Origin of the sequence: Streptomyces sp. NBRC 110611 (genome assembly GCF_001590865.1) — a bacterium.
GTDB lineage: Bacteria > Actinomycetota > Actinomycetes > Streptomycetales > Streptomycetaceae > Streptomyces.
Genome location: NZ_BBUY01000025.1, coordinates 23,693 through 44,154 on the forward strand (window position 1 = coordinate 23,693; position 20,462 = coordinate 44,154).

General features: G+C 72.6%; 16 protein-coding genes and 1 pseudogene. 8 read left to right on the top strand and 9 right to left on the bottom strand.

All coding sequences use genetic code 11. The features are described 5' to 3' along the window. Positions 1-99 precede the first annotated feature (99 nt). Positions 100-1,416 carry a phosphopyruvate hydratase gene (eno, locus tag AZE13_RS30515; RefSeq protein ID WP_066939219.1) on the top strand — a complete coding sequence of 439 codons (1,317 nt, stop codon included), beginning with the start codon at positions 100-102 and terminating at the stop codon, positions 1,414-1,416. Here eno and AZE13_RS30520 read toward each other — a convergent pair. The 3 genes and pseudogenes from AZE13_RS30520 to AZE13_RS30530 all read right to left on the bottom strand — a co-directional run bounded on the left by AZE13_RS30520 (position 1,403) and on the right by AZE13_RS30530 (position 4,397). Continuing rightward, positions 1,403-2,229 (bottom strand): annotated as a pseudogene (locus AZE13_RS30520) (APH(3'') family aminoglycoside O-phosphotransferase). The gene eno and the pseudogene AZE13_RS30520 sit on opposite strands and share 14 nt — an antisense overlap. Before the next feature lie 9 nt (positions 2,230-2,238). Further along, positions 2,239-3,699, bottom strand: coding sequence for an acyl-CoA synthetase (locus AZE13_RS30525; RefSeq protein ID WP_066939225.1), 1,461 nt, complete (start codon positions 3,697-3,699; stop codon positions 2,239-2,241). A 218-nt stretch (positions 3,700-3,917) separates the two neighbouring features. Continuing rightward, positions 3,918-4,397, bottom strand: coding sequence for a pyridoxamine 5'-phosphate oxidase family protein (locus tag AZE13_RS30530; protein WP_066939228.1), 480 nt, complete (start codon positions 4,395-4,397; stop codon positions 3,918-3,920). Between the two features lie 140 nt (positions 4,398-4,537). Here AZE13_RS30530 and AZE13_RS30535 point away from each other — a divergent pair, with 140 nt between their 5' ends. Further along, positions 4,538-5,212 (top strand): cysteine hydrolase, encoded by a 675-nt coding sequence (locus AZE13_RS30535; protein WP_066939231.1) that lies wholly within the window; start codon positions 4,538-4,540, stop codon positions 5,210-5,212. 108 nt (positions 5,213-5,320) lie between these two features. Here the strand turns inward: AZE13_RS30535 and AZE13_RS30540 are convergent, their stop codons facing one another. Continuing rightward, positions 5,321-7,540, bottom strand: a complete 2,220-nt coding sequence (locus AZE13_RS30540) for a prolyl oligopeptidase family serine peptidase (protein ID WP_258528088.1) — start codon at positions 7,538-7,540, stop codon at positions 5,321-5,323. A 352-nt stretch (positions 7,541-7,892) separates the two neighbouring features. On the opposite strand from AZE13_RS30540, the gene fabG reads away from it, so the two are divergent. The 5 genes from fabG (at position 7,893) to AZE13_RS30565 (ending at position 12,096) form a co-directional block, all read left to right on the top strand. Further along, positions 7,893-8,654, top strand: a complete 762-nt coding sequence (gene fabG / locus AZE13_RS30545; RefSeq protein WP_066939237.1) for a 3-oxoacyl-ACP reductase FabG — start codon at positions 7,893-7,895, stop codon at positions 8,652-8,654. A 30-nt stretch (positions 8,655-8,684) separates the two neighbouring features. Then, entirely contained in the window at positions 8,685-9,455 is a 771-nt protein-coding gene (locus AZE13_RS30550; protein ID WP_066939239.1) for an SDR family oxidoreductase, read from the top strand. A 148-nt stretch (positions 9,456-9,603) separates the two neighbouring features. After that, the gene (locus tag AZE13_RS30555) at positions 9,604-10,284 is read left to right on the top strand and encodes a uracil-DNA glycosylase (protein ID WP_398780266.1); all 681 of its coding nucleotides are present in this window, start codon (positions 9,604-9,606) and stop codon (positions 10,282-10,284) included. Positions 10,285-10,567: 283 nt separating this feature from the next. Further along, entirely contained in the window at positions 10,568-11,044 is a 477-nt protein-coding gene (locus tag AZE13_RS30560) for a hypothetical protein (protein ID WP_258528095.1), read from the top strand. A gap of 143 nt (positions 11,045-11,187) precedes the next feature. After that, complete coding sequence (locus AZE13_RS30565; RefSeq protein ID WP_066939242.1) at positions 11,188-12,096, top strand: Gfo/Idh/MocA family protein; 909 nt, start codon at positions 11,188-11,190, stop codon at positions 12,094-12,096. Here AZE13_RS30565 and lnt read toward each other — a convergent pair. The 4 genes from lnt to AZE13_RS30585 form a co-directional block, all read right to left on the bottom strand. Beyond that, positions 12,065-13,627, bottom strand: a complete 1,563-nt coding sequence (lnt, locus tag AZE13_RS30570) for an apolipoprotein N-acyltransferase (protein ID WP_066939245.1) — start codon at positions 13,625-13,627, stop codon at positions 12,065-12,067. The genes AZE13_RS30565 and lnt overlap by 32 nt on opposite strands. 125 nt (positions 13,628-13,752) lie before the next feature. Continuing rightward, complete coding sequence (locus tag AZE13_RS30575; protein ID WP_066939248.1) at positions 13,753-14,238, bottom strand: nuclear transport factor 2 family protein; 486 nt, start codon at positions 14,236-14,238, stop codon at positions 13,753-13,755. 97 nt (positions 14,239-14,335) lie between these two features. After that, on the bottom strand, positions 14,336-16,276 hold the full coding sequence (locus AZE13_RS30580; protein WP_066939251.1) for an ABC transporter ATP-binding protein: 1,941 nt from the start codon (positions 16,274-16,276) through the stop codon (positions 14,336-14,338). 180 nt (positions 16,277-16,456) lie between these two features. Beyond that, the gene (locus tag AZE13_RS30585) at positions 16,457-18,055 is read right to left on the bottom strand and encodes a GAF domain-containing protein (protein WP_309302248.1); all 1,599 of its coding nucleotides are present in this window, start codon (positions 18,053-18,055) and stop codon (positions 16,457-16,459) included. A gap of 290 nt (positions 18,056-18,345) precedes the next feature. On the opposite strand from AZE13_RS30585, the gene AZE13_RS30590 reads away from it, so the two are divergent. Further along, a complete protein-coding gene (locus tag AZE13_RS30590) occupies positions 18,346-18,687 on the top strand; it encodes an STAS domain-containing protein (RefSeq protein ID WP_309302249.1) in 342 nt (113 codons plus the stop codon). A gap of 76 nt (positions 18,688-18,763) precedes the next feature. Here AZE13_RS30590 and AZE13_RS30595 read toward each other — a convergent pair whose 3' ends face one another. Continuing rightward, positions 18,764-20,401, bottom strand: coding sequence for an FAD-dependent oxidoreductase (locus AZE13_RS30595; protein WP_066939254.1), 1,638 nt, complete (start codon positions 20,399-20,401; stop codon positions 18,764-18,766). Between the last annotated feature and the right edge of the window lie 61 nt (positions 20,402-20,462).

The following is a 20,462-nucleotide window of genomic DNA, read 5'->3' on the forward strand; positions in this document are numbered from 1 at the left end:
GAAACTGTGCAGCATTGCTGTAGAGTGTGTGGCGCCGGGGTCAGCGTCACCGTTGCCGCAGCTGGACGTCGGCACGCATGCGACAGCGGGAGGAATCCCATGACCGCCATCAGCTCCGTCACCGGCCGCCGCGTCCTCGACAGCAGGGGTAATCCCACCGTCGAAGTGGATGTGGAACTGGCGGACGGGTCCATCGGCCGGGCCGCAGTCCCCTCCGGCGCTTCGACCGGTGCCCGTGAGGCCGTCGAGCTCCGCGACGGGGACCCCGCCCGCTGGCACGGCAAGGGCGTCGACCACGCGGTACGCCACGTCAACACGGAGCTCGCAGCGGCCGTCACCGGTCGCGAGGCCGAGGACCAGGCCGGCCTCGACGCCGCCCTCGTCGCCACGGACGGCACCCCCGCCAAGTCCAGGCTCGGCGCCAACGCGATCCTCGGGGTCTCCCTGGCCACCGCCAGGGCCGCAGCCGCCGCCCACCGCCTGCCGCTCTACCGCTACCTCGGCGGCTCCGACGCCCGGCTGCTGCCCGTACCGATGATGAACATCGTCAACGGGGGCGCCCACGCCGACAATCCCCTGGACTTCCAGGAGTTCATGATCGCCCCGATCGGCGCGGAGACCTTTGCCGAGGCCGTGCGGATGGGGTCCGAGATCTTCCACACCCTGCGCCGCGACCTCCTAGCCGCCGGGCACTCCACGGGCGTGGGCGACGAAGGCGGTTTCGCACCCGCCCTGCGCACCGCCGAGGAGGCCCTCGACTTCGTGGTGGCCGCCGTCGAGCGCACGGGATACCGGCCGGGCACGGACATCGGCCTGGTCATGGACCCGGCGTCGTCCGAGTTCTTCCGTGAAGGCGTCTACGACTACGCCGGGGAAGGGGTGCGGCGCATACCCGCCGAACACGCCGACTACCTGATCAAGTTGATCGACGCCTACCCGATCGTGTCGATCGAGGACCCGATGGCCGAGGACGACCTGACGGGGTGGCGGGACCTGACCGCACGGGTCGGTGCGCGCTGCCAGCTCACCGGTGACGATGTGTTCTGCACAAACCAGACCCTCCTGCGCGAGGGTATCGACTCCGGCGTCGCCAACTCGGTCCTGGTGAAGGTCAATCAGATCGGCACCCTGACGGAGGCCCTGGCCACCGTCAGCGCCGCCCACCGGGCGGGCTACACCGTCGTCATGTCGCACCGCTCGGGAGAGACGGAGGACACGACGATCGCGGACCTGGCGGTGGCCACGGGCTGTGGCCAGATCAAGACCGGATCACTGTCCCGCTCCGACCGAACCGCCAAGTACAACCAACTCATCCGCATCGAGGAACAGTTGGGCGCCGGCGCCCAGTACGCGGGCGCGGAAGCGCTGCGCCACTGGGCGGGCGCGAGTTCGACGACACGGCCTAGCCCCAGGTGAGGGGGTCGAGGTGGAGGTAGAAGCGCAGGCGGTGGTGGTCGAGGGGGATGCCGTAGCGCTCGGCGAAGGCTGTGTCCGCGGTCTGCGCCTGCTCCTCGTCCTGCCACGTCTCCCGCGCGTTGGTGAGCAGCAGCGCCAGGTCGGCGTAGCGGTCGGCCAGCCCGAGGCGGCCCAGATCGAGGAAGCCCGACACGTCCAGGGTTCGCGGGTCGAGAACGATGTTGGGCAGGCACAGGTCGCCGTGGCAGACAACGGTTTCGGCGGCCTCCTGCTCCCGTCGTCGCCCGAGCTGGGGGAGGAGACGGGACAGCAGCTCCGTGGCCGGTGTGTGCTGCTGTTCGACCGGGAGGAACTCCGGGTTCACCGCGTTGCGGGCGACGACGTCGCGTGCCCGGGCGATCATCTCGTCCACGTCCCGGCGGAACGGGCACTGCCGTACGGGCACCTCGTGCAGCCGGCGAACCGCGTCCGCGATGCGGTCCCAGGCGGCTCGCAGGTCCTCGGCGGACACCTGGTCGGCGGGGACTCCGGCGACAGCGGCGGTTACCAGGCAAGCGCCCGCGTTCCCGGAGTGCCAGCCGAGTACCCGTGGCCCCGGGACGCCTTGGTCGCTGAGCCACGCGACCCGGTCGCGCTCGGCCTTCAGGTCGGCTGCCTCCGCGGCGGCCACGCACTTGGCATACCGGGTGCCGTCCGCGCTGCGGAAGACCGCGGCTCCTGACTCACCCGTGGTGACCGGCACCCAGTCACGGTCGCCGCCGCCGGCCCCGAGGAGCGCCGGTGACACCGCCCGAGGGCGGGGTGATCGCTCATGGCCGTCGATCATGCGTGCAGCTCCCGTTTCATGACCTTGCCCATGTCGTTGCGGGGCAGGGCGTCCAGGAAGTGCACCGTACGGGGGCGCTTATGGGGCGCGAGCTGCCGGGCGACATGGTCGGCGAGCTCTTCCCCGGACGGTGGCGGGCCGGCGTCCGGGCCGCTCTCCGGTACGACCCAGGCGACGATCCGCTCGCCGAGGTCCTCGTCCGGGATACCGGTCACCGCCGCCTCGGCGACCCCGGGGTGGGCCAGCAGCGCGTTCTCGATCTCGCCCGCGCCGATCTTGTAACCGCCGCTCTTGATCAGATCCGTGGCCTTGCGGCCGACGATGCGGTAGTTCCCGGACGTGTCACGGATCGCCATGTCGCCCGTGCGGAACCATGCGCCGTCGAAGGCCGCGGCCGTCGCGTCGGGGCGGTTCAGATACTCGGTGAAGAGGTTCGGACCGCGGACCTGGATCTCGCCCACGGTCTCGTCGTCACTCGTCTCGATGGTCCGCCCCGCCTCGTCGACCAGCCGGATCCCCACCCCCGGCAGCGGCACCCCGACCGTCCCCACGGCATCCGGGCCGTCCGCCCGCACGCTGGTGTTCATCAGCGTCTCCGTCATGCCGTACCGCTCGATCACCCGCCGCCCGGAGGCCGCGGTGATCCGTTCATGATCCGTCAGCGGCAGCGCGGCCGACCCGGACACCAGCAACCGGGCCGCGGCCAGCGCCTTGGCCAGCGCCGGATCGTGGCCGGCCGCGGCGGCCAGGCGGTGGTACATCGTCGGTACGCCGAACAGCATCGTGCCGTCCCCGGACAGCTCCCGGGTGACCGCGTCGGTGCTGAAGCGGCCCAGGTGATGGACGCTGCCGCCGCGCCGCAGCGGCCCGAGGACGCCGAGGATCAGACCGTGGACGTGGAACAGCGGGAGGGCGTGGACGAGGACGTCGTCGGCGGTCCAACGCCAGGCGTCCTGAAGGGCGTCGAGGGTGTGGGCGAGGGCACGGCGGGGGAGGACCACACCCTTGGGCGGGCCCGTGGTGCCGGAGGTGTAGACGATCAGGGCCGGTGTCCCGTCGCCCGGTTCGAACGGCGGCGGAGGCGGTTGCGTCGCCTCGGGCGGCGCGGCGGCCGCCACATCGATACGGGGCAGGTCCGCGAGCGGTCCCGGCAACTCGGCGCCCGGCTCCGCCAGGACGACCGAGGGCGCGCTGTCCCGCACGATGTGCGCCAGCTCGCTCTCACCGATCTTCGGGTTCACCGGTACGGCGGCGACCCCGGCGAGCAGCGCGGCCACCACCGCGACCGAGGTCTCTATCGTGGGCGTCGCCCAGACGGCGATCCGGGTCTCGCCGGCGATCCGTTCGGCCAGCGCACCGGCCACCGACGCCAACTGGCGGTAGCTCAGCGCGCGGTCGCCGAAGCGCAGCGCGGGTGCGGTCGACGCGTCGCGCAGTGCGGGGAAGAGCACGGTCACCGGATCTCCTTGGTCCTCGTCGGCGCCCGGCCCGGCGGTACGACCGGGCCGCCCCGCTCGCACCCCCTGCGCGGGCATGGAACGGGCTGCCGCCCCGCGCGGGTGTGGAACAGGCTGACACCACTGTCGCAGAGACCACTGACAACGCGGCCGGGGTGGGTGGGAGAAGCGCTGTGCCTCCGTGTCCGCCGGCCGCTGTGACCGTCGTGCCCCGGTTTTCACTGTGGAATCTTGCGGAAGTCCCACGACACGACGGTCTCCGGCACGAGCCGCAGCCACGCGTGCCGCCCGTCGTGCGGCATCTCGGCCATCCCGAAGTACTTCTCCGCGAACATCCGCTCCGGGGCGTCCAGTCCGGCGTACGGCTCGCCGGTGCGCGGTGCCTCGCCGACGGGCTCCGCGCGGCCTGCCAGCTCGGCGCCGCGCAGCTCGCCGTACGCGTGCCCGTCGTCGACGACCACCGCGATCCGCGGGTCCGCGCGCAGCTGGGCCCACCGCTTGCTGCGGATGAGCGAATACAGCCACAGCGCCGCTCCGTCCCAGGCGAACCACAGCGCCCCGACGTGGGGCGCGCCGTCGCCGTCGACTGTTGCGACCCGGCAGGTGCGCTGTTCGGTGAGGAAGGTGTCCAGCTCACCCCGGGTCATCATGATCCGGCGCCCGCGCCGCTGTGTGTCGGCCCTCTCTGTGCCGGCCATCCGTCATCGCCTCCGCTGGCTTTCGCCGACCCATCATTTCTGACTTTGCGTCAGAAATAATGCGGGCCCTTCCTGGCGGAACGCAATGCCCGCTACGCTCGCCCGCCTCGAAGACGACGTCACGGAGAGGGGAACGAACCATGGCACCGGACACCGCACGGCTCGGCGAACAACTGGACCCGGCCTCGACGGTGCTGCTCACCGTCGAGTGCCAGCGCGGTGTGGTCGGCCCGGACGGCGCGCTGCCCGAACTGGCGGCGACGGTGCGAAAATCGGGTGCGCTGGCGAATATCGCCCGCCTGGTGGCGGCCGCGCACGACGCCGACGTCCAGGTGCTGCACGCGGTCGCCGAGCGCCGCCCCGACGGCCGCGGCGCGAGCCGCAACGCCCGCCTGTTCAAGGCCACCGAGCGGCTGCCCGTCCAGCAGGTCATCGGCTCCACCGCGGTACGCATCGCGGAGCCGATACCGGTGACCGAGGACGACCTGGTGGTGCGCAGGCTGCACGGCCTCTCGCCGGTCGCCGGCACCGGTGTGGACGCGCTGCTGCGCAACTTCGGGTGCCGGACGCTGGTCGTCACCGGGGTGTCGGCGAACGTGGCGATCCCCAACGCCGTCTTCGACGCGGTCAACCTCGGTTACACGGCCGTGGTGCCCGCGGACGCCATCGCCGGAGTGCCGGCCGACTACACCCCGGCGATGGTCCGCCACACGCTGGCCCTGGTCGCCACCGTCACCACCACCGATGACATCCTGAACAGCTGGCGGCGTCCCCAACGCCCGCACCGCCCCCAACGCCCCCACCGCGCCCGCTGACCGTGCCGTGCGCCCGCTGACCGTGCCGTGCGCCCGTTGATCGTGCCGTGGGGCCGCTGCCGTGCCGTGCGGCCGCTGATCCGGGCAGAGCCGCCGCCGTCATCACCGTCAGCCTTTCAGGGCGTTCAGCAGGAAGTCCCGCTGGAGGTGGAGAAGTTGTTCGTTGACCGTGTCATCGGCCGGTGAGTGGGTGGCGCCCGGCAGCGGCAGTACGCTGTGCGGCCTGCCCGCGGCGAGCAGTTCCGCCGAGAACCGCAGGGTATGCGCGGCCGCCACATTGTCGTCCGCGAGCCCGTGGACGAGCAGCAGCGGACGGCTCAGCAGATGGCCATGGCCGGCCAGGGAGGAGCGTGCGTAATTCTCCGGCCGCTCCTGAGGGTGGCCCAGAAACCGTTCCTTCCAATGGGTGTCGTACAGCCGCTGGTCCGTGGGCGGGGCACCGGCTACCGCCGCGTGGAAGACGTCGGGACGGTGCAGTACCGCGGCCGCGGCCAGGAAGCCGCCGAACGACCAGCCGCGGATCGCCACCCGCGTCAGGTCGAGATCACCGAAGCGCGCGGCGGCCGCCCGCAGGCCGTCCACCTGGTCCTCCAGCGCCGGGGTGAGCTGGTCGCCGTGCACGGCCTTCTCCCAGGCCGGACCGCGTCCCGGCGTCCCGCGCCCGTCGACGACGAGTACCGCGAAGCCCTGCTCCGCGAACCACTGCGACACGCAGGTGAACCAGCCACGCGCCCGTCCCACCACCTGTAGACCGGGCCCGCCGTACGGATCGAGCAGTACCGGCAGCGCCGCCGCGCCCTCCTGGTGCCATGACGGCAGGAAGAGGGCGCCCCGCAGCTCCCGTTCGCCGAGGGTGAGATGGACCGGCTCGGGGGTGACCGCCGGCTCCTCGGCGAGCGAGGCGAGGGCCCCGAAGAGCCGGTACGGCCCGGGCCCGTCCTCCGGTGCGCCACTGCCCTCCGGGGCGTCCTTGTGCTGTGAAGTGTTCTCCTGCGCGTCCTGTACTTCCCGTACTTCCCGGATATCCCGTACGTCACGTACCAGGGACACCTCGGCGCCCCGAGGGGTCACTCCCGCCAGGACGACCGTGCCGCCCCGCCCCGCACCGGTGTACCTGCCGGGGCCCCGGCTCAGCCGGCGGACGCCGTGGCCCGGATCATGGCACCACACATGGGTTTCCAACGGGTCCTCGCTCGCGGTGAACAGCACCCGTTCGCCCTCGGTCCCCAGGACCTCCCGTAGGTGCAGTCCCGCCGGGGTGACCCGTCGGCCGCCGACGGTCAGATACCGGGTGCCGTCGCTGTCCTCCGGGAGTACCAGCGCGCCGGACGCCGTACGGGCCGGGGTGCCGGGCACCAGCTCCACCCACGCCGGGTCGGTCTGCTCGTGCCGCACTTCGGTGGCCCCGGTTGCCGGATCGACCGCCAGCGTCCGCACCGTACGCTGATCCCGGCTCTGCACGGCGAGGAACGGGCCGTGTGCGTCCCAGCCCGCGTCGACGAGGTACTCGTAGGCCCTGTGGTCCCACACCACCTCCACTCGTTCGCCCTCCAGGGAGAGCAGGTGCACGGTGACCTCGGCGTTGGGCGTACCGGCCGCCGGATACGCGATGATCTGCGGCGGCTTCGCCGGGTCGGCCGGATCGCTGAGGTAACGCCGGGCCACGGGACCGGTGTCGACCCTGGCCACCAGGAGCCGGCGGCTGTCCGGTGCCCACCAGTAGCCGCGCATCCGGTGCATCGACTCGGCCGCCACATATTCGGCCAGCCCGTAGGAGATCTCCGGTCCTTCCGCCCGCGCCAGCTGCCGGTCGCCGCCGGCGAGGCCGACGACGTGGAGGGAGCGGCCGCTCACGTAGGCGATGTACCGGCCGTCGGGGGAGGGGCGAGGGTCGACCACCGGGCCGGCCGCCGGCACGGAGAACGGCGCACCGCCGTCCGTACGTACCGCCCAGAGGGCCCCGGACAGCGCGAACGCCACCAGCTGGGCGGCCGAGTCGGCCGCGTACGACACCACCCCGGCCGACTGCTCGCGGGCCCGTTCCCGGCGCAGCCGTTCCTCCTCGGGGACCGCTTCGGCCGAGCCCGCTATCAGGAGCCCAGGATCGGCCAACAGCCGTTCCCTACCGTCCTCGTACTGCCAGAGCCGGCCTACGGGGTCGGTGCCGGAGCCGGTACGGACGAAGAGCACCCGGCGGCCGTCGGGGGAGAGGGTGAACTGCCGGGGGACTCCGAGGCAGAAGCGGCGGCTGCGGGCGAATTGCCGCGGAAATTCAACGGAGTTCGTGGCGGAGTTCAGGGCGGAGCTCGTGGTGGTGTCGCTGTCCAAGGTGCTGTCCTCCAGTGGTCGTGCGGTCGGACACGAGACGGTCCGAGCCGGGTTCGAGCCGGATTCCGAGCCGGGTTCCGGTGTCGGGAACGTGGCCAGACGCTACGGGGTGCCGCCCGGGTCCGCTGGTCAATAAGAAGACGGCCCTGTTGGCGGGGGCGGCGCGGTGGTGGGGCGTTGACAGCGCCCTGCCGGGCTTCTAGCGTCAGCCCTGGTCAGGCTACTAAGCGGTTGCTCACCCGCAGGGCCGCTGCGGCGGACCGCTTGTCGAGCCGCCGAACCGCCGAACCGCCGAGTGTCGTGGTTTCGAAGTTCCGAAGGTTACGAAGTTCCGAAGGTGAGGAGAACCCGCATGTCCACCACCGAGCAGCGCGTCGCCATCGTGACGGGCGCGGCCCGCGGCATCGGCGCGGCCACCGCCGTACGGCTGGCCGCCGAGGGCCGTGCCGTCGCCGTACTCGACCTCGACGAGGCGGCCTGCAAGGACACCGTCGAGAAGATCACCGCGGCCGGCGGCAAGGCCGTCGCGGTCGGCTGTGACGTCTCGGACGCCGAGCAGGTGGAGGCGGCCGTCGAGCGGGTCACGAGCGAGCTGGGCGCGCCGACTGTCCTCGTCAACAACGCCGGTGTGCTCCGCGACAACCTGCTCTTCAAGATGAGCGAGGGCGACTGGGACACGGTCATGAACGTGCATCTGCGGGGTGCGTTCCTGATGTCCCGCGCCTGTCAGAAGCACATGGTCGACGCCGGGTTCGGCCGGATCGTCAACCTCTCCTCCAGCTCCGCGCTCGGCAACCGGGGCCAGGCCAACTACTCGGCCGCCAAGGCCGGTCTGCAGGGCTTCACCAAGACCCTCGCCATCGAGCTCGGCAAGTTCGGCGTCACCGCCAACGCCGTCGCTCCGGGCTTCATCGCCACCGACATGACCGCCGCCACCGCCGAGCGGGTCGGCATGGGCTTCGAGGACTTCCAGGCCGCGGCCGCCGCCCAGATCCCGGTGCAGCGCGTCGGCCGGCCGGAGGACATCGCCAACGCGATCGCCTTCTTCACGGGCGACGCGGCGGGCTTCGTCTCCGGCCAGGTCATGTACGTCGCCGGCGGCCCGCTCAGCTGACCGCCCCCACCGAATCCAGGAGGACGAGACATGACCGAGCGGGACAGCGGGCTCCCCGCGCTCTCCGGCAAGGTGGCGCTGGTCACCGGAGCCAGCCGTGGCATCGGCTACGGCATCGCCCAGGCCCTGGTCGCCCGCGGCGACCGGGTCGTCATCACCGGCCGTAACGAGGACACCCTCAAGGAGGCCGCCGAGAAGCTGGGCACGGACCGGGTGATCGGCGTCCCCGGAAAGGCGCACGACGAGGCGCACCAGGCCGTCGTCGTCGAGCGTGCGATGGAGGCCTTCGGCCGGATCGACTACCTCGTCAACAACGCCGGTACGAACCCGGTGTTCGGCCCGATCGCCGACCTGGATCTCAATGTGCTGCGCAAGGTGTTCGAGATCAATGTCGTCTCGGCGCTCGGCTTCGCGCAGCGCACCTGGCACGCCTGGCAGAAGGACAACGGCGGCGCGATCGTCAACATCGCCTCGATCGCCGGGCTCAACGCCTCGCCCTTCGTCGGTGCGTACGGGGTCAGCAAGGCCGCGTTGGTGAACCTGACGTTGCAGCTCGCGCACGAGTTCGCGCCGGTGGCGCGGGTCAACACCATCGCGCCCGCGGTGATCAAGACCAAGTTCGCGGCCGCGCTCTACGAGAACCGCGAGGAGGAGGTGGCGGCGGGCTACCCGATGGCGCGGCTGGGCGTCCCGGAGGACATCGGCGGGGCGGCGGCCTTCCTGCTCTCCGAGGCCTCGGGCTGGATCACCGGGCAGACGCTCGTCGTCGACGGCGGCCTGTTCCTCAACGCCGGGGTCTGAAACGCCGGGGTCTGAGGCGCCGGGGTCTGAGGCGCCCAGGCTTGAGGCGCCCCAGGCCTGAGGCACAGGCCCGTGGGCGGCGTTGTCAGTGGTCGCCGGTAGGTTTTGTGAGGGAGAGAGAACGCAATGCACACCGGAGGATGCTGACGTGCTGACCGACACGCTGCCCGAGTCCTGGCGCGGGGTACTCGGCGAGGAGCTGGAGAAGCCCTACTTCAAGGAGCTCACCGACTTCGTCGAGCAGGAGCGGGCCCAGGGCCCGGTCTACCCGCCCCGTGAGCAGGTCTTCGCGGCGCTGGAGGCGACGCCGTACGAGCAGGTGAAGGTGCTCATCCTCGGCCAGGACCCGTACCACGGCGCGGGGCAGGGGCACGGCCTGTGCTTCTCGGTGCGGCCCGGCGTGAAGACGCCGCCGTCGCTGCGGAACATCTACAAGGAGATGAAGGAGGAGCTGGGCCACCCGGTTCCGGACAACGGCTATCTGATGCCCTGGGCCCAGCAGGGTGTGCTGCTGCTGAACGCCGTCCTGACGGTCCGCGAGGCCGAGCCCAATTCGCACAAGGGCAAGGGGTGGGAGAAGGTGACGGACGCGGTGATCCGCGCCGTGGCCGCCCGGCCCGACCCGGCGGTCTTCGTCCTCTGGGGAAACTACGCCAAGAAGAAGCTGCCGCTGATCGACCAGGACCGGCACGCCGTGGTGCAGGGCGCGCACCCCTCCCCGCTGTCGGCGAAGAAGTTCTTCGGCTCCCGCCCCTTCACCCAGATCAACGCCGCGGTCGCCGCCCAGGGCCATGCCCCGATCGACTGGCGCATCCCTGACCTGGGCTGAGTCACCGGACCGAGCCGGCCGCCCAGGGCAGGGGGGACCTGCCCCGGGCCGCCGCACGGCCGGTACCACCCGGCGCGTCGCGTACACCGCGCGAAGGTCTTCCACGGCGGTTAGGGTCCTTCTGATGGATCTCCGCGGTCCCACGGAGATCCATCAGAAGGACCCTGGCGTCGAGGACACGGCACGGACGGTGGCCAGCGAATACGGGGAGTGCGCGGTGACGGACAAGCTGCGGGAGGCGACGCCGGAGGACCGTGTGCTGACCCGGATCGGCCAAGCGATCATGCTGCATCGCGCCGGGGACCGGGAAGAGGCGCGTAACCGTCTGTCGGAGCTGTGGTACGAGATCGGGCCTCAGGGCGACGCCTTCCACCGCTGCGCCCTCGCCCATTACATGGCCGACACCCAGGACGATCCCCGGGACGAGCTCGACTGGGACCTCAGGGCCCTGGAGGCGGCCGAGCACTTCGTCACCGAGCGGCCCGACGGCTGCGGAGCGGGCCACAGGGAGCCGGGCATCGCCGGCGGTCCCGGCCCCCGCCACCCCCTCGTCGCCCTCCGGGCCTTCTTCCCCTCGCTGCACCTCAATATCGCCGCCGACTACGCCGCCCTCGACCGGCCCGCGGACGCCCGCGCCCAGCTCCGGCGGGCCCGGGCGTCGGCCAGTGCGCTCGCCGACGGCGAGTACCGCCAGAGCCTCCGGGACGCGATCGACCAGCTACAGCTGCGCATCGACGGCGCGGCCGGACAGCCGCCGTGATCCGGATGCCGCTGCCCGTCCCCCTACCCCTCCCTGTCCCCGTCCCCTGCCCGTCCCCGTCCCCCTCTGCTCGCCGCCGACGGTCCCCCGTATGCTGCCGGGACGCCGGGCATCAGGGCCCCGGCTCCGGGTGAGGAGGACGAGTGAGGGTCGGCTGCATCGGACTCGGTGATATCGCGCAGAAGGCGTACCTGCCCGTACTGGGCGTGCAACCCGGGCTCGAACTGCACCTGCAGACCCGTACCCCGGCCACGCTCCAACGGGTCGGCGCCGCCCATCACCTGACCGGCGACCGGCTCCACACCGACCTGGACTCGCTGCTCGCCACGGGCCTGGACGCGGCCTTCGTGCACGCGGCGACCTCGGCCCACGCCGAGATCGTGACCCGTCTGATCGACGCCGGTGTGCCGACCTACGTCGACAAGCCGATCTCGTACGAACTCGCCGAGTCCCGGCGGATCGTCGCACTCGCCGAGGAGCGCGGGGTGGGCCTCGCCGTCGGCTTCAACCGCCGCTTCGCGCCCGCCTACGCGCAGTGCCACGAGCACTCCCGCGACCTGATCCTGATGCAGAAGAACCGGGTCGGGCTGCCCGAGGACCCCCGCCCCCTGGTGCTGGACGACTTCATCCACGTCGTCGACACCCTGCGGTTCCTCGCCCCCGGCGAGATCGACCACATCGACGTCCGCGCCCGGATCCGTGACGGGCTGATGCAGCATGTGGTGCTGCAGCTGTCCGGCGACGGCTTCACGGCCATCGGCACCATGAACCGCCTCAGCGGCTCCGTGGAGGAGATCCTCGACGTCTCCGGGCAGGACGCCCGGCGACAGGTCGTCAACCTCGCCGAGGTCATCGACCACAAGGGGCAGCCCACCGTCCGGCGCCGCGGCGACTGGGTGCCGGTCGCCCGCCAGCGCGGTATCGAGCAGATCGTGCTGGCGTTCCTGGACGACGTACGGGCCGGCCGGCGGCCGTCCGCCCAGGACGCGCTGCGCACCCATGAGCTGTGCGAACGGGTGGTCACCGAGGCGCTGTCGCAGGCCGCTCGCTGAGTCCGCCGTCTCCCGCGGGCCGCCGGCCGAGCGCGCGGATGCCGACGTACGCGCCGGCGAGCACCAGCGCGCCCAGCGCCCCGTGGACCGCCCAGTCACCGAACCGGACATACGGGCTGGTGCCCGCGGCGAGCGGCAGGTCGTAGACGGCGGCGGCGCTGCGGTCGGTGCCGAGCCGTGCACCGAGCCGCTCGCCCCGGGGGCCGTACACCGCGCTGACGCCGGTGAGCGTGGCGTGCACCATCGGACGCCAGGTCTCCGCGGCGCGCAGCGCCCCCAGGGAGGCGTGCTGCCCGGGCGCCCAGCTCTCCTGGAACGTCGAGGTCGACGACTGGGCGACCACCACCCGCGCGCCACTCCGCGCCAGATGGCGGCTCATGTCGGGGAAGGCGCTCTCGAAGCACACCAGCGGGCCGATGCGCAGTCCGCCCGCAGCGGCGACCGGCATCACCACCGGGTGGGGGCCGCGTATCCGGTCGGTCGCGGCTGCTTTGCCCACCTTCGTCGCCCAGCCCAGTACGGACCGCAGCGGTATGTACTCGCCGAACGGGACCAGCCGCATCTTGGCGTAGCGGTCGCCGGTCGGCCCGGCCGGACCGATCAGCTCGGCGCTCTTGTAGATGCCCGGTCCGCCGTTGCGTGGTGCGTCGGCGTTGACCAGCAGCATGGCACCCGTCCGCCGGGACAGCGCGGCCAGCCGGGCGGCGAGCGCCGGGTGGTCGGCCGGGTCCTGATAGAGGCTGCTCTCGCCCCAGACGACCAGCCGTACGCCGCGCCCCGCGACCGACCGGGTCAGCTCCTCGCTGCGGGCGAGCCGTTCCGTCGGGGTGCCGGTGAGGCCCGGCTGGACGACCGCGATCCGCACCGTGCCGGCGGGGCGGGGGACCGGTGCCCAGAACCACACCGCGGTGCCGGCCAGTGCGCACACCAGCAGACCCGCGACGGCGGGCAGCCGGGCCTGCGGGCAGGCGAGCAATTCGGCCAGCGCGGTGTTCACCACCACGATCAGCAGGCTGACCAGCCACACCCCGCCGATCGAGGCCAGCCGCAGCGCGGGCGGCACCTGCCACTGGCTCGCGCCCAGCAGCCCCCAGGGCCCGCCCAAGTACTCCCAGGAACGGACCAGTTCGACCATCATCCAGCCCGACGGCACCAGCACCAGCGCGGCGGCGCACCTCCCGGCGCCCGGCGCGCCGCCCAGCAACGCCCGCACCAGCAGCCCCCAGGGCGCCCACAGCGCACCCAGCAGCAGGGCGAGCACCAGGATGAACACATGCAGGTTCGGCAGGAGCCAGTGGTGCACGGCCAGCATGAACCCGGTGCCGCCCAGCCAGCCGTCCAGCGCCGCGCGCCGGTACGTCGGTGCCGACCGCACCAGCAGCAGCCAGGGCACCAGGGCGAGGAACGCCAGCCACCACCACGACGGAGCGGGGAAGGTGAGGGCCGGCACCGCCCCGGCGAGCACCACGGCGGTGCCGCGCCCCCAGGGGGAGGCGAGCCATCGCGCCCGGGGAACGGGCGAGCTGTCCATACGGCCTCCCTGGTGCCGGTTCCGGCCGGCCGGACGATCAGTGGACGGTCAGTCTGCGCGGTGGGGCCGGCCGGGGGAAGAGGGCGTGGCCGGACGGCCGGTACGGGCGTCGGCCGGGACCGCGGTCAGCCGCCGGGGGACCGTACCTGCCGCCACTTCTCGTGCACCACGACCCGGGTCAGCCGCCAGCCCTCCCAGGTGCGGTGGGCGGTGAACTCGTAGCGGCCGGCGCAGGTGTAGTTGGGGGCGGTGGGGCCGCCCCCGGCATCGTCCGCGGGGCCGGCCAGCCGCATCGGGTTGAGGTAGTCGGCCTGGACCGTCGCGGCGTCGCCGGGCGCGCCGCCGTCCCGCCGGGACAGCGTGATCCGGCGGTTGAGGATCAGATGCTGCCGGATCGAGAAGTGCCGCAGCATCTCCGCGAGCCAGGCCGCGATCTCCTCGATACTGCCTTCGATACCGCCGGCGGAGCGGTAGTCGGCCCGGCCGTCCGGGGCGAACAGGGCCCGGTAGCCCGACCAGTCGCCGTCGTCCACGGCGATGGCGTAGCCGGTGATCAGATCGTCGATGGCGAGGCGGTCCATGACCATGGCGTGTTCCGCGCGCTGCGTCATCTCTTCAGTCTTCGGCATGCGGAAGGCCCCCGCCAAGGCGCGGGGGCCTGTTTGGTGCGGTCTCGTCGTGCGGACGGCGAGGCGCCGGGCGTGCGCGTCAGTTCACCAGCGCCGATGCCGATGCCGATGCCGACGTCGCAGTCGCAGCCGCTGTGGCCCCGGGCTCCCGCCTGTTCTCGGAGTCCGTGAACTGCGTCCGGTACAGCTCCGCGTACCGCCCGTCGGCCGCCAGCAGCGTCTCGTGCGTCCCCCGCTCGACGATCCGCCCGTCCTCGACGACCAGGATCAGATCCGCGGCCCGTACGGTCGACAGCCGGTGCGCGATGACCAGGGCCGTACGGCCTTCCAGGGCCTCGGTGAGCGCCTCCTGCACCGCCGCCTCGGAGGTGTTGTCCAGGTGGGCGGTGGCCTCGTCGAGGATCACCACCCGGGGGTGGGCGAGCAGGAGCCGGGCGATGGTCAGCCGCTGCCGCTCGCCGCCCGAGAGGCGGTAGCCGCGCTCGCCGACCACGGTGTCCAGGCCGTCCGGCAGCCCGGCGATCAGCCCGTCCAGGCGGGCCCGGCGCAGGGCCGACCAGAGCTCCTCCTCGGTCGCCTCCGGATCGGCCAGCAGCAGGTTCTCGCGGATCGAGTCGTGGAAGAGGTGCCCGTCCTGGGTGACCATGCCGAGGGTGTCGCGCAGCGAGGCGGCGGTCAGCTCGCGGACGTCCACGCCGGCGAGCCGCACCGCCCCCGCGTCGGCGTCGTACAGCCGCGGCAGCAGCTGGGCGACGGTCGACTTGCCGGCGCCCGACGAGCCGACCAGGGCGACCATCTGGCCGGGTTCGGCGCGGAAGGAGATGCCGTGCAGCACCTCCTCGCCGCCGCGGGTGTCGAGGGTGGCGACCTCCTCCAGGGAGGCCAGCGAGACCTTGTCGGCGGACGGGTAGCCGAAGCGTACGGAGTCGAACTCCACCGACACCGGGCCTTCGGGCACCGCGCGGGCGTCCGGCTTCTCGGTGATCAGCGGTTCGAGGTCGAGCACCTCGAAGACCCGCTCGAAGCTGACCAGGGCGCTCATCACCTCGATGTGCGCACCGGACAGCGCGGTCAGCGGTGCGTAGAGCCGGGTGAGCAGCAGGGCGAGGGAGACGATCGCGCCCGCCTCCAGCTGTCCGCGCAGGGCGAGGAAGCCGCCCAGGCCGTAGACCACGGCCAGCGCCAGCGCGGAAACCAGGGTGAGCGCGGTGACGAAGTACGTCTGCACCATCGCCGAGCGGACGCCGATGTCCCGCACCCGGCGGGCCCGGGCGGCGAACTCCGCGGACTCCCGGGACGGGCGGCCCATCAGCTTGACGAGGGTGGCGCCGGGCGCGGAGAACCGTTCGGTCATCTGCGTGCCCATGGCCGCGTTGTGGTCGGCGCCCTCCCGGCGCAGCTGCGCCAGCCGCCGTCCGACCCGGCGGGCCGGGAGTACGAAGACCGGCAGCAGCACCAGCGCGATCAGCGTGACCTGCCAGGACAGCGTGAGCATCACACCGAGCGTGAGCAGGAGCGTCACGATGTTGCTGACCACCCCGGACAGGGTGTCGCTGAACGCCCGCTGGGCGCCGATGACGTCGTTGTTCAGCCGGCTGACCAGCGCTCCGGTGCGGGTGCGGGTGAAGAACGCGATCGGCATCCGCTGGACGTGGTCGTAGACGGTCCGGCGCAGATCCAGGATCAGCCCTTCCCCGATGCTCGCCGACAGCCACCGGGTCAGCAGCCCCAGCCCGGCCTCCGCGATCGCGATCACCGCGATCAGCCCGGACAGCCCGACGACGAGCGCGGCCGAGTCGCCGCCCACGATCGCGTCCACCACCCGCCCGGCGAGCAGCGGCGTCGCCACGGCGAGCATCGCCGTGACCGTGCTCAGTACGAGGAACCACACCAGGTGCCGCCGGTGCGGCCGGGCGAACGCCATGATCCGGCGCAGTGTGGCGCGGGAGAACCGCCGCCGGTCCTGCTCTGCCCTCATCGTGCTGTGCAGCGAATGCCAGGCGGTGACTTCCATGTCCATGGTGGCCTCCTGTCGTCGGGATCGTCACGGGATCGCCGTGCGTGACCGGCGACACAAAAGGAACCTAGGACCTCAACCAACATTGAGGTCAAGGGATTCCCGTACGGTCACCCGCGGGGGCGTATGGCGGGAGGTACCGGGCCCTGCCCATCGGACGGGCCCCAGGGCGCTGCCGACGGCCTAGAGGGGGTGTTCCCAGGTCACGGGCTCGCTGGCGGAGTCCGGGCGGGCGACCGTCAGGCGTACGGCGGGGCGGCCGTCCGGGAGGCTGGTGGCGGCGTCCACGACGATCTCGGTACGGGCCGGGCGGGGGCCCGCCGCAGGGGAGGAGGCGTTCGCCGGCGCCGGCCCGGCTGCGGGCGGGGACGCCGGCGCCACCGGCACCACCGACGCCAGCGCTCTGCGGAGGGCGGTCAGCAGTCCCCGGGCGGTCTCGTCGTCGACGCGGGCGTCGACCGGGCCGACGAACTGCACGGAGGGACGGGCACCGAGCGCCTCGGCCGCCGTGCCGGCCTCGTGCAGGACGCGGGTCCGCAGACCGGGTGGTGCCTCCGGCGGGCCCTGCTGCAGCGCGATGATGGCCGTCCTGATCTCCTGGATGGTCGCGTCCAGCTCGTCGACCGCCTGGCTGACGCCCGCCCGCACCTCCGGCGCCACCTCCTTGCGCTGGGCGCTCTCCAGCAGCATCCCGGTGGCGAAGAGCCGCTGGATGACCAGGTCATGGAGGTCGCGGGCGATCCGGTCGCGGTCCTCGTACACCGCGAGCCGCCGGCGGTTGCGGTGCCGGTCGGCGAGGACCAGCGCCAGCGCCGCCTGTGCGGCGAACTGTGCGCCCAGGGTGCGTTCGGTCGGGCTGAAAGGGCGGTCACCGGACATCCGGCCCAGGGCCAGGGCGCCGAGCACCCGGCCGTTGCTGCTCAGCGGCAGCAGCATCGTCGGGCCGTAGTGGCGGGACAGCGGGGAGATCGACCGGGGGTCGGTGGCGAAGTCGTCGGCGAAGACCGCGTGTCCGGCGTTGATCTGGTGGAGGACCGGGCTCTCCGGCGGGATCCGGCCGCGGTACGTCTCGGAGTGCACCTCGTCGGACAGCTCGGTGGAGATCGCCACCACCTCCATCCCGCCCTCGGCGTGCGGCAGCAGCACCGCCGCGGTGGCCGCCTCGGCCAGCTCGCGCCCCTTCTCCGCGACGACGGTGAGCGCGTTCGCGGCCGTCGAATGGGCCTCGGGTCCGGCCAGGAGCGCCGTGGTGACGGAGGCCGCGCCGTCGATCCAGCGGGTGCGCTGCCGGGCGGCGGCCCGCATCCGGGCGTTGCCCATCACGATGCCGGCCTCCGTGGCCAGCACCTGTACCAGGCGCAGATCCTCTTCGCCGAACCGCTCACCGTCCCGCTTCCCGGCGAGGCGGAGCGCGCCGAAGGCCTTTCCGTGGAAGGTGATGGGCACGTCCATGGTGACCTCCTCGGCCGGCCGGCCCGCGGGTGCGGGGGAGCCGTCGTGGGTGATCACCTCGCCGGTCCGCTCGCCCTCTTCGGGGTGGAGGACGATGGCGGCGTGGCGCGCCCCGGTGAGGGAGGCGGTGGTCTCGGCGATACGGGCCAGGGCACGGTGCAGGTCGTGGTCGGAGCCGACGGCGGCCATCGCCTCCAGCAGCTGCGGAAGCCGGGAGGCCGGCCGGCCGGCCGGTCCGTGCGGACTCCGCTCGGCGCGCTTGGCGGGATCTGTGGTGGCGCCGGCGGTCGGCTCGGCTGCCGGGTCGGGCGACTTCAGGACACACCTCACTCTTACCGGCGCTTCGGACAGGGTCTTTTGCCGTGAAGAGGGTTATGTGAGGGGGTTGGTTCCATCGGAAGGGGCGTACGGCCACATGGACAAGGGGTGACTTTCAGCCAACCTGCGGATGTGGCGGGCCCGGCGACTCGCGGTGGCGGTCCGTGGGTAAGCCGTAGTCAACTACGGCCGCCGGGGACGCGTGGCCCAGTCCCGCGCCTCGGCAGGAAAGTGGGTCGGGGCCGATGGACAAAGGTCAGTACTACCCGAGACTTGTGGGTCCCTGCCGTGCCGCGGACGGCGTGACCGTACTCGAACTCCGCGGTGACCTGGACATTCTCGCCGTTTCGGTGCTGTCCGGCCGACTGGACGACATCACCGGCGCCCAGGGCGTCGATCTCGTCATCGACCTGCGGGCGGTGACCTTCATCGACTGCGCGGGGCTGTCCCTGCTCAGCCGCGCCCGCCACCGGACACGGCAGCGTGGTGGCCGGCTCCGGCTGACCGGCGTCGCCGCCGGCGGGAGCGTCGCCCGGCTGCTGCGGATCACGGGACTGACCGGCGCCTTCGAAACCGTGGCGGACGACGTCACGGCCCGCGAAACCGGTGCGGCGGCGCCGGCCGCGGACATCGTCGTGGCGTGACGCCCGCCCGCAGATGCCCCTGCGCTGATGACGGGCAGAAGGTGTGTTCCCCGCGTGGTGTTCCGGGGCGGGCGGGTCAGTCGCGGCAGAGCAGCGCCTCGAAGACCTCCGTGAGTGCCGCCTCCGGGTCGATCACCCGGCCCTCCGCCCGCCACGCCACATAGCCGTCGGGCCGTACCAGCACCGCGCCCTCGGGCGTCGTGCCGTGCTGCGCGGCCCAGTCGGCGCCCGCCTCGGGCACCAGGTCGTCGTCCGGACCGGTGCCGACCAGCCAGCAGTCCAGGCGTACCGAGAAGCGCTGCACGGCCCCCTTGGCGGCGGTGCGCCACATCTCGCCGTCCGAGCCGCTCAGCAGGACGAACGAGGTCTCGTACAGGTCGAGGGTCGAGCGGCGTCGGCCGTCCCGGTCGCGCAGCCACATGTGCGGGGCGCGGGTGCCCGGCTCGCCCGTCAGCCGCAGCTGTTCGGGCACCACCGGCAGGGCGGGGTCGGCGCCGATGACCGCACCAGACGGGTAGCAGTAGCCGAGGGCGACGTTGAGGATGCCGCGCTGCCGGCCGCCGCCCGCGCCGGGCCCGGGGACGTACCCGGGATGGCTGTGCTCGGCGGAGCGGGCCGAGGCGCGGGCGCTGGTCTCGCGGGCCACCGGCTGCCGCTCCTCCTCGTACGTCGCCAGCAGCCCGGGGTCCGCCGCGCCGTCCAGCACCGCCGCGAGCTTCCAGGCGAGGTTGTGGGCGTCCTGGATGCCGGTGTTGGAGCCGAACGCCCCGGTGGGGGACATCTCGTGTGCCGCGTCGCCGGCGAGGAAGACCCGGCCGGCCGCATAGCGCTCCGCGACCCGTTCGGCGGCGTGCCACGGCGCCTTGCCGGTGATCTCCACGGCCATGTCCGGTACGCCGGTCGCCCGGCGGATGTGGTCGACGCACCGCTCGTCGGTGAAGTCCTCCAGGGTCTCGCCCCGGTCGGGGTGCCAGGGCGCGTGGAAGACCCAGTCCCGCTCGTTGTCCACCGGCAGCAGCGCGCCGTCGGCTTCGGGGTGGGTCAAGTAGCAGGCGATGAAGCGGCGTTCGCCCACCACCCCGGCCAGCTGAGGGGCGCGGAAGGTGATGCTCACGTTGTGGAACAGATCGCCGGGCCCGGTCCGGCCGATGCCCAGCCGCTCGCGGACCGGGCTGCGGGGGCCGTCGGCCGCGACGAGGTAGTCCGCCCGTACGGCCGACCGCTCGCCGGTCCGCCGGTCCTCCAGGAGCGCCCGCACGCCCCGGGCGTCCTGTTCGAAGGACACCAGCTCAGTGGAGAACCGCAGGTCACCGCCGAGTTCGCGGGCACAGCGCAGCAGCACCGGCTCCAGGTCGTTCTGGCTGCACAGGCACCACCCGGACGGGCTGATCCGGGCCAGCGCGCCGCCCGGGTCGATCTCCCTGAACAGCCACTCCTGGTCGTCACCGGTGAGCGAACGCGCCTGCAGGATGCCGTGGTTGCCCGCCAGCACCGACGCCGCCGCCCGGATCCGCCGTTCCGCCCCGGCGACCCGGTACAGCTCCATCGTGCGGACGTTGTTCCCGCGCCCGCGCGGATGGTGCGAGGTGTCCGGGTGCTTCTCGACCAGCAGGTGCCGCACGCCCAGACGTCCGAGGAACAGCGAGGCGGACAGACCTACGAGGGACCCGCCGACGACGAGTACCGGAACGTGGTCTTCGGCGGTGGCGTTCATGGGCTCTCCAGTTCCAATCCGGTGCCAGGGGCGCAGTGAGGGCAGATGGATCACGAATGCC

Bases quoted from the DNA above. Each gene is read 5' to 3' on its own strand.
- eno (WP_066939219.1), top strand. From the start codon at position 100: ATGACCGCCATCAGCTCCGTCACCGGCCGCCGCGTCCTCGACAGCAGG.
- fabG (WP_066939237.1), top strand. From the start codon at position 7,893: ATGTCCACCACCGAGCAGCGCGTCGCCATCGTGACGGGCGCGGCCCGC.
- AZE13_RS30550 (WP_066939239.1), top strand. From the start codon at position 8,685: ATGACCGAGCGGGACAGCGGGCTCCCCGCGCTCTCCGGCAAGGTGGCG.
- AZE13_RS30560 (WP_258528095.1), top strand. From the start codon at position 10,568: ATGCTGCATCGCGCCGGGGACCGGGAAGAGGCGCGTAACCGTCTGTCG.
- AZE13_RS30530 (WP_066939228.1), bottom strand. From the start codon at position 4,397: ATGGCCGGCACAGAGAGGGCCGACACACAGCGGCGCGGGCGCCGGATC.
- AZE13_RS30575 (WP_066939248.1), bottom strand. From the start codon at position 14,238: ATGACGCAGCGCGCGGAACACGCCATGGTCATGGACCGCCTCGCCATC.
- AZE13_RS30580 (WP_066939251.1), bottom strand. From the start codon at position 16,276: ATGGACATGGAAGTCACCGCCTGGCATTCGCTGCACAGCACGATGAGG.
- lnt (WP_066939245.1), bottom strand. From the start codon at position 13,627: ATGGACAGCTCGCCCGTTCCCCGGGCGCGATGGCTCGCCTCCCCCTGG.
- AZE13_RS30595 (WP_066939254.1), bottom strand. From the start codon at position 20,401: ATGAACGCCACCGCCGAAGACCACGTTCCGGTACTCGTCGTCGGCGGG.
- AZE13_RS30535 (WP_066939231.1), top strand. From the start codon at position 4,538: ATGGCACCGGACACCGCACGGCTCGGCGAACAACTGGACCCGGCCTCG.